At 45.1% G+C, this 13,561-nt stretch carries 17 protein-coding genes and 1 pseudogene; 10 read left to right on the top strand and 8 right to left on the bottom strand.

Features of this window, described 5'->3' with window-relative positions:
- Positions 1-125: pseudogene (locus RIG27_RS25185) on the top strand (transposase); the annotation flags it as partial.
- Here RIG27_RS25185 and mtnC read toward each other — a convergent pair.
- The 3 genes from mtnC to RIG27_RS25200 form a co-directional block, all read right to left on the bottom strand.
- A complete protein-coding gene (gene mtnC, locus RIG27_RS25190; protein ID WP_446349770.1) occupies positions 81-770 on the bottom strand; it encodes an acireductone synthase in 690 nt (229 codons plus the stop codon). The pseudogene RIG27_RS25185 and the gene mtnC sit on opposite strands and share 45 nt — an antisense overlap.
- The gene (locus tag RIG27_RS25195) at positions 767-1,036 is read right to left on the bottom strand and encodes a class II aldolase/adducin family protein (protein ID WP_446345187.1); all 270 of its coding nucleotides are present in this window, start codon (positions 1,034-1,036) and stop codon (positions 767-769) included. The genes mtnC and RIG27_RS25195 overlap by 4 nt, the downstream gene beginning before the upstream one ends.
- A gap of 103 nt (positions 1,037-1,139) precedes the next feature.
- A complete protein-coding gene (locus tag RIG27_RS25200; protein ID WP_446349772.1) occupies positions 1,140-2,099 on the bottom strand; it encodes an MDR/zinc-dependent alcohol dehydrogenase-like family protein in 960 nt (319 codons plus the stop codon).
- A gap of 58 nt (positions 2,100-2,157) precedes the next feature.
- Between RIG27_RS25200 and RIG27_RS25205 the strand changes: the two genes are divergently transcribed.
- The 5 genes from RIG27_RS25205 (at position 2,158) to RIG27_RS25225 (ending at position 5,763) form a co-directional block, all read left to right on the top strand.
- Positions 2,158-2,685: a hypothetical protein gene (locus tag RIG27_RS25205; RefSeq protein ID WP_446349774.1), complete on the top strand. Its 528-nt coding sequence runs from the start codon at positions 2,158-2,160 to the stop codon at positions 2,683-2,685.
- 88 nt (positions 2,686-2,773) lie between these two features.
- Complete coding sequence (gatB, locus tag RIG27_RS25210; protein ID WP_446349795.1) at positions 2,774-4,258, top strand: Asp-tRNA(Asn)/Glu-tRNA(Gln) amidotransferase subunit GatB; 1,485 nt, start codon at positions 2,774-2,776, stop codon at positions 4,256-4,258.
- Positions 4,259-4,746: 488 nt separating this feature from the next.
- A complete protein-coding gene (locus tag RIG27_RS25215; RefSeq protein WP_446349775.1) occupies positions 4,747-5,037 on the top strand; it encodes a nucleotidyltransferase family protein in 291 nt (96 codons plus the stop codon).
- Positions 5,027-5,383 (top strand): HepT-like ribonuclease domain-containing protein, encoded by a 357-nt coding sequence (locus RIG27_RS25220; RefSeq protein ID WP_446349777.1) that lies wholly within the window; start codon positions 5,027-5,029, stop codon positions 5,381-5,383. Before RIG27_RS25215 ends, RIG27_RS25220 begins: the two co-directional genes overlap by 11 nt.
- A gap of 104 nt (positions 5,384-5,487) precedes the next feature.
- Positions 5,488-5,763, top strand: coding sequence for a hypothetical protein (locus tag RIG27_RS25225; RefSeq protein ID WP_446349779.1), 276 nt, complete (start codon positions 5,488-5,490; stop codon positions 5,761-5,763).
- A 262-nt stretch (positions 5,764-6,025) separates the two neighbouring features.
- On the opposite strand, the gene RIG27_RS25230 is transcribed toward RIG27_RS25225, so the two are convergent.
- The 3 genes from RIG27_RS25230 to RIG27_RS25240 form a co-directional block, all read right to left on the bottom strand.
- Positions 6,026-6,391, bottom strand: a complete 366-nt coding sequence (locus tag RIG27_RS25230) for a hypothetical protein (protein ID WP_446349781.1) — start codon at positions 6,389-6,391, stop codon at positions 6,026-6,028.
- 125 nt (positions 6,392-6,516) lie between these two features.
- Complete coding sequence (locus RIG27_RS25235) at positions 6,517-8,832, bottom strand: ATP-dependent helicase (RefSeq protein WP_446349783.1); 2,316 nt, start codon at positions 8,830-8,832, stop codon at positions 6,517-6,519.
- 179 nt (positions 8,833-9,011) lie between these two features.
- Positions 9,012-9,626: a hypothetical protein gene (locus tag RIG27_RS25240; protein WP_446349784.1), complete on the bottom strand. Its 615-nt coding sequence runs from the start codon at positions 9,624-9,626 to the stop codon at positions 9,012-9,014.
- A gap of 162 nt (positions 9,627-9,788) precedes the next feature.
- On the opposite strand from RIG27_RS25240, the gene RIG27_RS25245 reads away from it, so the two are divergent.
- The 4 genes from RIG27_RS25245 to RIG27_RS25260 all read left to right on the top strand — a co-directional run bounded on the left by RIG27_RS25245 (position 9,789) and on the right by RIG27_RS25260 (position 11,996).
- Positions 9,789-10,109: a protein kinase domain-containing protein gene (locus RIG27_RS25245; RefSeq protein WP_446349786.1), complete on the top strand. Its 321-nt coding sequence runs from the start codon at positions 9,789-9,791 to the stop codon at positions 10,107-10,109.
- A 97-nt stretch (positions 10,110-10,206) separates the two neighbouring features.
- Positions 10,207-10,572 (top strand): ankyrin repeat domain-containing protein, encoded by a 366-nt coding sequence (locus RIG27_RS25250; RefSeq protein ID WP_446349788.1) that lies wholly within the window; start codon positions 10,207-10,209, stop codon positions 10,570-10,572.
- Positions 10,573-10,766: 194 nt separating this feature from the next.
- Entirely contained in the window at positions 10,767-11,489 is a 723-nt protein-coding gene (locus RIG27_RS25255; RefSeq protein WP_446349790.1) for a serine/threonine protein kinase, read from the top strand.
- 285 nt (positions 11,490-11,774) lie between these two features.
- Positions 11,775-11,996: a hypothetical protein gene (locus tag RIG27_RS25260; RefSeq protein WP_446345201.1), complete on the top strand. Its 222-nt coding sequence runs from the start codon at positions 11,775-11,777 to the stop codon at positions 11,994-11,996.
- Positions 11,997-12,011: 15 nt separating this feature from the next.
- On the opposite strand, the gene RIG27_RS25265 is transcribed toward RIG27_RS25260, so the two are convergent.
- A complete protein-coding gene (locus RIG27_RS25265) occupies positions 12,012-12,668 on the bottom strand; it encodes a hypothetical protein (protein ID WP_446349792.1) in 657 nt (218 codons plus the stop codon).
- A 19-nt stretch (positions 12,669-12,687) separates the two neighbouring features.
- Positions 12,688-13,329: a DUF389 domain-containing protein gene (locus RIG27_RS25270; RefSeq protein ID WP_446349794.1), complete on the bottom strand. Its 642-nt coding sequence runs from the start codon at positions 13,327-13,329 to the stop codon at positions 12,688-12,690.
- Positions 13,330-13,561: the final 232 nt, after the last annotated feature.

The following is a 13,561-nucleotide window of genomic DNA, read 5'->3' on the forward strand; positions in this document are numbered from 1 at the left end:
CGGCAGGGCATGTCGGAACTTGGATTTTAAATCCGAACGCTTCTGGAGACTCGACCTCTACTTTGATTGGAGAAATCCTGTCAAAGCAAGCCGGATCTGTGAACGAAGAATCCCCGCACTTTTAGGGCGGGGAGTGTCAAATGAACCACTCGTAACCCTTTCTCTCGCGCCGCGACTAATTCCGGTGGCACGTCGGAAAAGAAAGCGATTTTATTGGGCGCTAGTCCTAAAACCTCGATAATCTTATCGTAACTCATCGCTTCTTTTTTACTCCCCGTTGTTAAATCAAAATAGTTAGAAATGAGTGGGGTTAAATCTCCCTCTACTGTGTGGCTGAAGAACATTTTTTGAGTCGCAATTGACCCAGAGGAATAAATCCCTAACGTTAACCCCGATCGCGCCCATTCTTCTAACTTTGGCTTGACATCTGGGTAAAGATGTGATTCAAATGCCTCCGTCTCGAACCCCTCTTGCCAAATCAGTCCTTGAATCGATTTCAGGGCAGGGTGTTTGCGATCGCACTCAATCCAGTGGAGTAATGTTGCGATCGCGCCCTCTAAATCAATATCTTGTCCTTGTTCAGCTTTAACCGTCTGCTGCGTCAGGTTAATCGCCTCAACCACCTCGTCTAAATTCTGATGGCTTAAAACAAACTGTTCCAACCGTTCTCTAGAGTAAGGAAACATTACCTTATGGACAAAATGAATATCAGAGGTTGTGCCTTCAATATCCAATAAAATATACTTGACATTGGTTAGGGTAACAGTCATCTAATCCTTAACTCCAATAAACGACACTCGAGCAGAAATTCCCAGGCTTCAACATAACGCTTCGCCGCCTGAATCGTGTTTCCCCAAGTATATAACCCATGACCCGCGATCGCGAAGCCAAATAACTCGTCACATTGAGCTAAATAGTGATTCAAATTGTCCGCAAATTCTACCCTGTTTTGGGAATTGGGAAAAAAACGAATAACATTGGTCAATTCGATAGCCTTCGCCCTCGTCTGTTTATCTTCTAACCATCCGATTTCCACCCGACTTAACCCTCCCTGTTTTTATCCTGAAATCTCATCCGGGTTGGCTTCTTTTCGGCAAGCGAGTATAACCAATAACCAATAACCAATGACCAATAACAAACTACTGATCACTCATATCCAGCAAAACCTTCAATACACCCTTAGTTTTTGCCTGTTCAACCGCCTTAATTCCCTCTCGTAACGGATAATGACCCTGAATTAGAGGTTTCACATCCACCCGTCCTGACGCCAGTAACTCCAGGGCGGGGGCAAACGGACCACAACGCGACCCAATTAGGGTAATTTCGTCTACAACCAGAGATGATGCATCAAAGGTTAATTGACCCGCGTAGGTACTTTTCAGGACTAAACTACCCCGTGGACGCAAAGCGCGGCGGGCGAGTTCAAATCCAGCCGGATTCCCGGTACACTCAACCGCAATATCAAAGGATCGGTGTGCGATCGCATCGGCAAATCCCCCATTAATCCCGCGTGCCGATAAATTTGCCAACTTATGCTGATGACGCCCAACCACAAATAAGTCACATCCGGTTAGGGCAAGGGTTTGGGCAACTAATTGTCCCAGTTTCCCATCGCCCACCACCAACACTCGTTCCGTCGAACTCACCGTGACTTGCTGCTGAATTTCCAAGGCAGCGGCGACGGGTTCGGTAAAGGTAGCTAAATCTGTAGGTAAAGTATCGGGGACTCGATGCAAATTCTCTATTGGTAAACTAAGATAGTCGGCAAACGCACCATGGCGGTTGACAATCCCTAGTACCGTGCGGTTTTCGCAGTGGGTTGATTGTCCACGTTGACAATAGTGACATTGCCCACAGACGGCGTTAATCTCGCCAACAACTCGTTGTCCCTGTAACTCAGTCGGTCCTTGTTCGACAACACCGACGAACTCATGACCTAAAATACCCTTATAAGGATAATAGCCGCGAATTAATTCCAAATCCGTGTTGCAGATACCCGCCCGGACAACTCGTACCAAGGCTTCCCCCGGTGGTGGTTGCGGAATGGGGATATCGTGGCGGAGTTGCAGTTGATTGTTTTCCAGCCAGAGTGCTTGCATTAGGATTAATTTTGGATCAAGATAACTTGACTAGCATTTTATTACGAGACGGAATCAGGTGGATATTCCAAACGATGTGACCTTTGACGACGCGATCGCACTCACTCAGTCGCTGATGACGCAACTGTCATCCGGTGAACTCTCCCAAGTAGACGCGGCCGGTGCGATCGCCCAATTGGTGAAAACCACAAATGGTGCTAGAGGGTTCTTTGTCACGTACCTCACCGCTGACGACAGTTTAGCGGATACTCCCTCACCAGAGGTAATTCAAGCCCTGCAATCCTCACCGGATACCGTCGCTGAACTGTTGGTCAAAAACTTAGCCATGTCCGCTGCGATGGCGATTACCCACCGGCGGAATCAGAATGAAGACTTGGCGCAAGGATCAGATCGAGTGCGAATACGAACGATCCATTTAATTGAACAAATTAATCTACCTCAAGTGCAGGAAAAAGTGGTGGCGTTACGGGAAAGTGCCATAACTGGAGAAGGAAATTATAAAGCGTTTCTGGAACGTTGGCAATATGATGCCCAACAACGGGAGATTATTCGCCACACTCTCGATCGAGTGATTGTGGAGAGTTGAGCATACGACAAATGACAAATGACAAATGACAAATGACGATCCCAACCCCCACGCTAAAATAGACCAAAACTCTGACAACGAAACACCTATGACCACCGCAGCACCCGCCAAAACCAAATACGAAGCCATAATCGGTCTAGAAACCCACTGCCAACTCAACACCGCCACCAAAATATTCTCCCACTCCTCCACAGAATTCGGCACTCCCCCCAACACCAACATTGACCCGATATGCATGGGACTTCCTGGCGTGCTACCGGTTCTCAATCAAAAAGTCCTAGAATCCGCCGTCAAAGCCGGATTAGCCCTCAACTGCCAAATTGCCCCCTATAGTAAATTTGACCGCAAACAATACTTCTATCCCGACCTACCCAAAAACTATCAAATCTCTCAATATGACCTCCCCATCGCCGAACATGGGTGGTTAGAAATCGAACTCATCGATGACGACGGAAACCCCATTGACAAAAAAATTGGCATCACCCGTCTGCACATGGAAGAAGACGCCGGAAAACTCGTCCATGCGGGAAGTGATGGACTCTCCGGTTCCACCTACTCCCTCGTCGATTTCAACCGCGCAGGTATCCCCCTCCTAGAAATTGTCTCAGAACCCGACTTGCGTTCTGGCAAAGAAGCCGCCGAATATGCCCAAGAATTGCGCCGGATTATGCGTTACCTGGGTATCAGTGATGGCAATATGCAAGAAGGTTCCCTACGCTGTGACGTGAATATCTCCGTGCGTCCCGTCGGTCAAAAAGAATTTGGCGTGAAAGTTGAGATCAAAAACATGAACTCCTTTAACGCCATTCAAAAAGCCATTGACTACGAAATCGAACGGCAAATCGAGGCAATTGCAACCGGGGAACCAATCGTCCAAGAAACCCGCCTCTGGGAAGAAGGAAGTCAACGCACGATTAGTATGCGAATTAAAGAAGGGTCTAGCGATTACCGCTACTTCCCCGAACCCGACTTACCCCCGATTGAAGTCTCCAAAGAACAATTAGAACAATGGCGCAGTGAACTCCCCGAACTTCCCGCCGAGAAACGGCATCATTATGAAGAGAAATTCGGGCTTTCTGCCTATGATGCCCGCGTCTTAACTGAAGATAAACTGGTTGCGGAATATTTTGAAGCCGCTGTAACTGCAAATGCCAATCCTAAACAAGTGGCAAACTGGGTGATGGGAGATATTGCTGCTTATCTGAATACGGAGAAACTGGCGATTACCGAAATTGCGCTCAAACCGTTGGTTTTGGCAGAACTAATTCAGTTGATTGAAGATGATACGATTAGCGGCAAAATCGCCAAAGAAATTCTCCCGGAACTCCTATCAAAAGGCGGTTCAGCCAAGGAAATAGCTGAAAGTCGGGGACTGATTCAAATCTCTGATGTCAGCCAACTCGAAGCCATCATTGATGACGTGATTGCTGCTAATCCCAAGAAATTGGAACAGTATCGGAATGGTAAAACCAAGCTGCAAGGGTTTTTTGTCGGACAGGTGATGAAGGAAACCAATGGACGGGCAAATCCCAAATTAACGAATCAGCTTTTAGGCAAAAAGTTGAAAGGATAAATTGTAGTGGCGTGACCCACCTAAAATGGTGAAATAGATTTGGTTCGTAGTGAGGGCTTTAGCCCTCTCCAGCTAGGCGTTAAAGCACGCTTTGTGCTTACTACAAACAAAGTCCTATTTTAACCCGGTCACGCCACTACTGGCGTGACCCAGCTAAAATGGTGCAATAGGAAATTAGCGTCAAGCCTTGTCAGGTAAGGGTTTTAGCATTTTTATAAAGTCACAATTAAGGTGGGTCACGACAGTAGGGTGCGTTAGCGGAGCGTAACGCACCATTGCTCAAGAAAAATGTACCCTTGCTCCCCCAGCTCCCAGACGTGCCATGGCACGTCTCTACATTGGCTTCCCCAGCTTCAAGAGCTCCCCCTCACCACAACACTTATTCAGCAGCCCCTAGGTTTAAAGAATAAGGTACAATTCCGGTTAAAGGTAAAGATGAAATGGTAATTTTTAGCGGTTGTATTGGCTGAATGAGTGGGGGGATACCTGTGAAACGAGAGGATGTGTTAGCGATTGTTAAAGCTCATCAATTGAAACTTCAAGAACTTGGTGTCAAGTCGTTGGAGTTGTTTGGTTCTGTGGCGCGGGATGAAGCGAGAACCGACAGTGATGTGGATTTTCTGGTCGAATTTTCTCAACCAGTAGGATTTTTTGAATTCTTTCGGATACAGCACTATTTAGAAGATATCCTGGGATGTGATATTGATTTAGGGACTCAAGATGCGTTGCGAGAGCATTTACGTGAACCTGTTTTGGAGGATGTAATTCGTGTCTTCTAGAGGTTGGCAACTGCGAGTTGAAGATATTTTGCAGGCAATTTCTGCGATTCAACAGCGTACCAATGGGCTGACATTTACTGAGTTTCAAAGGAATGATATGCTGGTGGAGTCAGTTCTCTACAAGTTTATTGTCATTGGTGAAGCATCTGCTAACATTCCTGAGGAAATTCAAAGTCGTCATCCTGAGGTTCCCTGGCGGTTAATGAGCGATATGCGAAATATTATCGCTCATGAGTATTTTCGGGTTAATCTTACTATTGTTTGGGGAACTATTCAGAATAACTTGCCGCTGTTGGTAGAACCCCTGCAAAGGTTATTGGCAAGTGAAGCTGGCAATGAGTTGTAGTTGCCAGTAGGATAATTTAATTTTCTATAGGGTGAGTCATGTAATTGCCTGCTTGAAAAACTATTACGTTGGTGTAGTTGAATGACATTGGGTTACCCGATAAAATGTCTAAGCTGAAACAAGTCCTAAAATTTAGCCTAATAAGTTTGAACAGCATGATTTTAGCTAGCGCTATTTTTGTGCTTTTTGGGCATAAACACTTAATTTATCAGGCAATGACTGCGCCTTATGAACAACAAAAAGCCATTAATTATTTGTATTTAATAATCCGCGCACAACGGGCTTATGTTCTAGAAAAGCAAGAATTCTCTGATTCTTTTGAAGACTTAAGTATAGAATTTTCGGCTCTTCCGGACTTACTATGCCAAACTGTTAGTTAAAACGGCTCCAAATTTAGTTATACCGTGATTTTATGCCTCAACCGTCTAAGTTAACTCGAAATAACGCCCAAAATCCTTGCTTAGCAAAGATTTTGGGCGTCGTCTGAGGCAATTTAGCATAACAGGTACGGAAGAACCGGGGATGTCTACGTCAGCAAGTTCCTACGCCAGAAGGGTTCCGCCTAATTGAGGATAATAATTAAGAATAGGTGATTTTTGTACAAAAGAGTAACATGGGCATTACATCCCGAATTTAATATTACTACTCCCTCTGCAAGTAAGCAAAACTACTATTTTTACAACCATTCAATAATTCCAACAGCTTTTTTATTCGATAGGTTCTTTTCTCTAGTATTTCCTTTGCAAGGGTACTTTCTAATTCAACTAGCATGGCTTCTGTTTCTTTCAATATCATTTCATTAAAGCAGGCAATCAACATACTTCTTGTTGTGCTAGATAAACGAATTAATGGTAGCTTTACTGCTTCTCCATCAATACAAATCGTGGTTATTTTGGATCGCCCGACTTGAGCAAAATCTGAATCGGCTAACCACTGATAAAATTCTTCTCCCACTCGAATAATTTGAGGAGGATTTCCGTTTTGTCCATAGAAACTAATGTTTAACATTACTTTTTCCTATCTCATATCAATAATCACTAAATGTTGACTCCTGATTCGCCCGCAGTATCTGGACGAACAGCTTATCCCGGAAATTATGATGAACTGGCGCTAAAGCGCAACTACAAGCGCAACTACGAACACACTGAATCGGGGAAGCGACGACTTAATACAGGTAACACCGGACAAGGCTTTTTCATCTGTAAGTTGTCTGAGGCTTGTCCACTGAAGGTGTTCCAGCGAAAGGGTCCTTTTTGTGCGGCTGATATCCATAAGAGTCGTTTAGCGCGGGTCATGGCAACGTATAATAGACGATATTCTTCGGCGGTTTTGAGTTGTCCGGCTTTCTCCCAGGCTTCTAAGGCGGTGGGTAACTGATAGTCATGCAAACTGGCGCGAATTTGCGCCCGGGCGACTTCAGCGAGGGTGAAATCGCCTAAGAATTGGGCGGCGGTGGGTACCCAAGGATTACCGGGAATCGTGTCTTCGTGGAGAAAAGGGAGAAATACATAGTCCCAATCTAATCCCTTGGCTTTGTGCATCGTGATAATAGTGAGTTGGCGGCGACGTAGATAGCGAGAGTCGGCGTCTTCGGTTTCAACGGGTTCAAACCGTTCCGAGGAGACAATTTCACTTAAAGCAGCTAAGGTAGCAGGCATGGCGCTGCTACTGTAGGTTTGTTTGACGACTCGTTCGGCGAGTTTATCGGCTGTGGCGAGTTCGGATTGGTCGTACTGTAAGGTGAGGGCTAAGAAGGAAATCAGCTGGTAATGGGGTAATTCTAGACGCGCCCGTAAGAGACTGCGACAGTATCTGGCGGCTTGACTGACTGCGGGGGTGGGATGGGGGTCAAGGGGTCCAGGATAGAGGAATTGTTCGGGATAGGTGGCGAGGGCGTTTAAGTCTTGGGTGGGAATCAGTTGGCGTTTAACTAGAACTTCTAAGGCGGCTTTTAGGTAATCGGGAGAATGGGGACGGTCGATAAATTGCAATAATGCCAGAATTTCAATGGGAATATGTGAATGGCGATCGCGCCCCTGTACATCATACACCTCAATCTCATGTTGGCGTTTGAGATAGTCGAGTTTCTGGGCGATAAAATTCCCTTGGCGATTTTCCCGCACTAATACCGCCGCGTTATGTTCTCTGTTGCGGGTGAATAGGTCTATTACCCGTTGTCCCAACAATTCTACCGTTTGATAAATATCACTGGGGGTATAAATCTCTAACCCTTTCCCCTCTGGCTGGGGATTGGCGTCGGTTTGCGGGTCATTCGGGGGTACGGTAAGGATGGTTTGGGGGCGGAAAGGACGAGTGGATTTATCCTGGTTTTGTGTATAGGTTTGATTCACCCAATTTAAGATAAAATTAGCGGCATTAATAATAATCGGTGTACTACGACCCGCTTGATCCATGGTAGCAAGGCGCTGCTGTTCCTGGCATTCGGTACAAAAGCGATTAAAATAAATGGGGTCAGCGGGAGTAAAGGTGGAGTTAATCGCTTGATTGGGGTCACCCACCCGGATTAAATTGAGGGGAGTGTAAGGATTAGTCGGATCAGCGGCTAGAGTTTGTAATAAGCGATATTGGAGGGGACTCGAATCCTGTGCCTCGTCTTCAAAGACGGCAAAAAATTGCTGCTGCCAGAGTTGGCGCACGGTGTTATCCTCTAACACTCGCAATGCTGCCAGAATCATATCATCATAATCAATAAAGTCTCGTGATCGCGTCACTCGTTGATATTGTTCGTATAATCCCGCCGCGATCGCTAATATGTCATAAGGGTCATTGGTTTGTTGACTGATTACCCATAAGTCTTCGGGCAATAGTCCCGAACTTTTGGCTTCGTGAATCACTGTATACGCCAAAGACGGTAGCACTTCGGTTCGCAATACCGATTGTCGCCGCAATCGTTCCGTTTCTTCCCCATCAAAACTTACCCCTTCCAATAATAGGGAATAGCGGCGCGGATTCGAGGCAATCCACTGTTCCACACAAGCGCGAATTAAGCGGTGGCTTTGATTCGGGGTGACAACGGTTAGCGTATCTAAATTAATCCCGGATAAATCGGGATGGCGGTTAGCAAGATTTAGGGCTAACCCATGTAGCGTATACACGACAAAACTATTTTGGGGTAAGCGCAGGGGTTTAAGATAATCGCGAATTTTCGCCTTAATTGAAGCCGCTGCCGATCGCGTAAACGTCACCACCACTAATTGTCGTTTACCATGAAGTTGATAGCGTGCGATCGCAATAGCCGCCGCGACAGCCATTCCCGTAGACTTTCCAGCACCCGGTACCGCCGACACCGCAAGAGTTCCTCCCTGCCAATCTGCCATCGGTTGTTGTCCCTGACGTAAACTGTTGTACAGGCGCTGCAATTCCTGTTCCCGTAAAGCAGCTAGGGACAGTTGTAAGGTGTTTTGAGTCGTGTTGGGATTATCTGGCATTTTTTCGGGGGAAAGGCAATAATTTTAGGTATATACACTCGTCATTCGTCACGGGTTTAATTCGGTTTATCTACGGGAATAACTAGCGAACCAATCAATACACCTTTATGGCAAATACTCCGGCAAATTAAACTAACAATTTAGCCTACTAACTACGGAAGACCCATAAAGCTGCTTGATTACGTCTGAGGAAACGTAGTATGGATAATCTGGGTAAGAATGCCCAGAATTAATTCTATATTACCAATAAAGTGTTCTCCTGATTCAAGGGATACGGTATTATCTACTAATTTCATAAACTTCCAGTTACTCCCTGTGGTAACTCCGCCATAGATACAGGCAATTGGCTGATTTCTCTGCTGGTTAAAGAGTTGAGCGGCTATCATTTCAGCAATACATTGAGCTATGCCTGATTTGATGTTATCGTTTTTGGCTTCAACTAGGGTGGCGACAGGAGCATTGATATATAATTGTTCGGGTGACTGGCTAATCAGAAAGTCACATTTACCGTTGAGTCCTTTCTGTTTGTCAACAGTAAACTCTGTACCCGAAAAGATACTAATTTTTCGATTGAAGGATTTTCGCAATTCAACCAGGATAGGGGCAATAATTAATTCTGAACGAGCTTTTTCGGTATCGATTTCTAAGGCGAGAGGAATATTTTCGGCGAGAATTTCTTGCAAAATGGGGCTGGGGATGACTGATTCTACCGGGTTAAATAATTCTACTCGTTCCTGAATAATTAGGTTAAATTGGCTTTTGATTTCATAGAGGGTAAAATCGCTGTACGACATGGCTAATAAAGTTCTGTTTAATGATAAGAATAGTAATTCACTTCACTTAAAATCCTCTGAGGGTGACAGAATTGGCAACAAATTTGGGCATACTCTAGATAGAGTGAGTCATATAGCAACATAGGCGACAACTCCATCAATCAGGTTACAGGTTACGCGGCTATGGAAAAACTACAAGCACCAGAGGAGACGATCGCTAAACGTTATCGTATTTTAGCACCCTTGACACAGGGGGGAAGCGGTATCACTTATCTGGGCGAAGATTTAGACACAGGGGAACGAGTTGTCCTGAAAGCGTTGTCACTGCGCCAGATTACTGATTGGAAAGCCATTGAACGGTTTGAACGAGAAGCGCAGGTGTTGGCTCAACTGAATCATCCGGGTATTCCTCGGTATCTGGACTATTTCTATCAAGATACACCGCGCGATCGCACGTTCTATTCAGTATGGTTGGACTCCTCTCCATTATGCGCGATCGCGTGACATTGCAGCGGTACTTATTGCCAACGGTGCTGATATTCATGCCCAAAGTCAACCCAACTGGGAGCAATTACATGGATATCACTGGAATTGGGGTAAATTGCTACCCGGAAACACCCCGCTACATATCGCGATCGCAAATCAAACTCGTGACGATTTTAAAGAAAATAATGATCTGGATATGATCAAACTATTGATTGCTAACGGTGCTTATGTGAATATGCCAAACAATCAATTCTATAGTCCCCTTCATATAGCCGCTTGGAATAACTTAGACGCTGTTAAACTTCTGATTGAAAAAGGAGCAGAAATTAATCTTCCTAATAGAGAGGGCAAAACACCCTTGCATTGTACAGGATTACAGGATATTGCCTTATTTTTAGTTAATTCAGGTGCTGATATTAATGCTATAGATCTTAGCCCTAGAGTGTGGCTTTGTGTAATCACAGTTAGAGATAAAAAGTAATAAGTAAATTGTAGGGGCGGGTTTAGCCACTAAAACTATTTGTCACCAATAAATAAACAACAAAAACCGCCCTCTCCACCGATAACTGATAAACAAAATCCGCCCTTATTCATATTTCATATATCATTAAAATATATTTAATTTTAGTAACCTTTCCTGAGAAAATAAATTGACTTTCTAGCCTATTAATGAAAATGCCACAACTCTATTCTCGTCAAAACATCATGGCTCAACGATATCGCATCCTCAATGTTTTAGGACAAGGAAGTATCGGGACAACCTATAAAGCTGAAGACTTACAAACAGGTCAACTCGTAGCAATAAAATCCCTATCTCTACGCCAGATGAGAGACTGGAAAACCTTAGACTTGTTTAAACGAGAAGCCGGGATTTTAGCACAACTCAATCATCCCGCAATTCCCAAATATTTAGCCTATTTTCAGGTAGATTTTGGTGCCGTTTCCGATACTTATCATCATACCGTAACAGGTGGTAGTACGATAGTGGGAACATTCGGGTATATGGCTCCCGAACAATATCGAGGTCAAGCGGTATTATCCACGGATTTGTATGGATTAGGGGCAACATTGCTATTTTTATTAACCGGAAAATCTCCGGCTGATTTCCCTCAGCATCAGCTCAAAATTCAGTTCCGTCCCCACGTCCAAATTTCGCCAGAGTTTGCCGATTGGTTAGAGCGAATCCTAGAACCTGCGATCGCCTATCGTTTTGCTAATGCGAAAGATGCCTTATCTGTCTTGCAGGGAGAAGAGAAACTGAGGCAAAATATAGGACAACTTTTTTACCAATCGCCCCAAAAGCGGATAGCATTACTCAAGACGCAGAAACAATTAATTCTAGAAATTAAACCGATAGGGCGACAGCGCGATCGCACTCTTCTCTTATCCATACCTTAACCATGATTGGATGGGTCAGTATGGGGATGTTCTTCAGGTCACTTAAAGGATAAGGATTGCTGAGTTCCGTTTTCCTTGACATTAAACTTAATATTAAATATCAGAAAATGCTTTATGATAAGGAGGAGTCGTAATGAACCATTTATTTAGATATGGTACACTGTACTAGAAAATGTTAACAAGCGTCAAATTATTACTGTTCTCTGTTCCTTTGCCCTCACACTCAACTTTAATTGTGTCCGACTACTGAGACTACTGAGAAGGAGATTTTCGATGAGCAAAAAAATGAACAACAAAACCAAAATTATCAAAGAAAGCTTTGGTAATCCTGACCAAGAGGGTTACTACAGTGGGGCTTATGTCTTCAGTGACGGCACAGCGGAGTTTGTCTGTGGATACCAAGCTCCGATTGGCAAGAGCAACGGTAGCGAAGAATACTATAACGTAATGCCAGCAACCCCTCAACAGGTCTACGCTAAATATGGAAAATCCGAAGACAGTGCTTGATTCGCCATCGATACGTTAAGATGGGACTCTCTTGTCCTGAATCGCCCAACCACATAAAATTGCACCCGCTAAAACCCAGCGCCCTACTCGATGATAGGCGTCTTTGTGATGATCCCGCAATCCATAGTCATTGACAAAAAAGTGCAATGCCATGGCGAGAAAAAAGAATAAGAGACTCTCTACTCCCGGTTCCTCGCGATGAATCAGTAGGTAACCAATTAACAGGTTATAAAGGGAAAACGAGCCAATATGTAACCAAAAGAGTCCTTGAGAGAGGATACCGCTAAGTTTGTGCTGATTTTGTCGGTATACTTTAACCAGATGTTCTAAGCCATAGAATACCGTTAATCCCAGAAGTGCGACTAAATAAACGTGGCTTTCCAAAAACGCGATCGCCAATCCTTCTGTCTGTTCAATGGTTCGTTGTCCCTGATTGAGTTCTGGCAATAAATGCACAAAAACATACGCCACCGACGCGCCCCCGGCGAATGATAACCACTGACTGCGAGGAATCACATCGAGAAAGCGCATTTGTCCACCAAATAGATGGACAATCGCCAGGAGTATGGCGCAGATTAATGCTAGCCGCGTGGTTAATGATACGTTCAACACTGAAGATGTTGCGATCGCAACAGGAAACAAGGAACAGGGAACAGGGAACAGGGAATACACAATTTAAATGCACCTCAGCTTACCCTTCTACTCTTTTACCCTGAACCTCTGGCAATTCCAACACAGTCACCTGCACTAAGGGTGTAACATTAAAATCCTGTTCTAATAAATGGGTTTGAATCGCTTGGGTTAACTGCGTCTGAATGGTTTCCGTAGAAGCCGTTACTTCCGGGTTACGCTGGACATAAACTACCGTCAGTAGCGTATTTTGTCCCTCGATTTTAGTCCGCGTAAACTGCACATTCGACTGCACCAGTTTTGCCAAATCACTCTCCTGCACCACCTGCTGAATCTCTGTTGAGGTACGCTGTTCGAGTGTGGTTCGCTGTAAAGTGGGTTCCTGCCAAAGTTGCGCGGTTAACAACCCTGCCATGATCACCGCCCCAATCCCTAATACGACTGGAAACAACCACCGCTTTCCCCGGTTATAGCGAGCGCCCCTAGCGGAAAGCCCCACCAGACGGAAGACAATCGCGCCAGAAAAATTAATCCCAGCTAACTGAAGCACGAGGAGGAACAGACTATTCACCACCATATCCCATCGTGCGATCGCGGCTGCCATGCCGATTAATCCGGCGGCTGGGGCTAAGGAGGCGGCGACTAACACACCAACGGCGGCTCCGGAAACTAAACTACTGCGTTCGGATTGGATGAGATTCAACGCACCGGGCGGAGGAGCTGGGGGAGCTGGGGGAGCTGGGGGAGCAGAGGGAGCTGGGGGAGCAGAGGGAGCTGGGGGAGCAGAGGGAGCTGGGGGAGCAGAGGGAGTTAACTCAAAGTTCTACCTTACCGATTCCCTGACGAATGACGAATGACGAATGACAAATGACAAATGACAAATGACAAATGACAAATGACAAATGACAAATGACAAATGACAAATGACAAATGAC

This window comes from Coleofasciculus sp. F4-SAH-05 (genome assembly GCF_040222985.1).
GTDB classification, from domain to species: domain Bacteria; phylum Cyanobacteriota; class Cyanobacteriia; order Cyanobacteriales; family Coleofasciculaceae; genus Coleofasciculus; species Coleofasciculus chthonoplastes.

What these genes read in the sequence shown, in the direction of transcription:
- RIG27_RS25225 (WP_446349779.1), top strand. Translation starts at nt 5,488, where the DNA reads ATGTCTAAGCTGAAACAAGTCCTAAAATTTAGCCTAATAAGTTTGAAC.
- RIG27_RS25230 (WP_446349781.1), bottom strand. Translation starts at nt 6,391, where the DNA reads ATGTTAAACATTAGTTTCTATGGACAAAACGGAAATCCTCCTCAAATT.
- RIG27_RS25240 (WP_446349784.1), bottom strand. Translation starts at nt 9,626, where the DNA reads ATGTCGTACAGCGATTTTACCCTCTATGAAATCAAAAGCCAATTTAAC.
- RIG27_RS25260 (WP_446345201.1), top strand. Translation starts at nt 11,775, where the DNA reads ATGAACAACAAAACCAAAATTATCAAAGAAAGCTTTGGTAATCCTGAC.
- RIG27_RS25255 (WP_446349790.1), top strand. Translation starts at nt 10,767, where the DNA reads ATGCCACAACTCTATTCTCGTCAAAACATCATGGCTCAACGATATCGC.
- gatB (WP_446349795.1), top strand. Translation starts at nt 2,774, where the DNA reads ATGACCACCGCAGCACCCGCCAAAACCAAATACGAAGCCATAATCGGT.
- RIG27_RS25200 (WP_446349772.1), bottom strand. Translation starts at nt 2,099, where the DNA reads ATGCAAGCACTCTGGCTGGAAAACAATCAACTGCAACTCCGCCACGAT.
- RIG27_RS25235 (WP_446349783.1), bottom strand. Translation starts at nt 8,832, where the DNA reads ATGCCAGATAATCCCAACACGACTCAAAACACCTTACAACTGTCCCTA.
- mtnC (WP_446349770.1), bottom strand. Translation starts at nt 770, where the DNA reads ATGACTGTTACCCTAACCAATGTCAAGTATATTTTATTGGATATTGAA.
- RIG27_RS25245 (WP_446349786.1), top strand. Translation starts at nt 9,789, where the DNA reads ATGGAAAAACTACAAGCACCAGAGGAGACGATCGCTAAACGTTATCGT.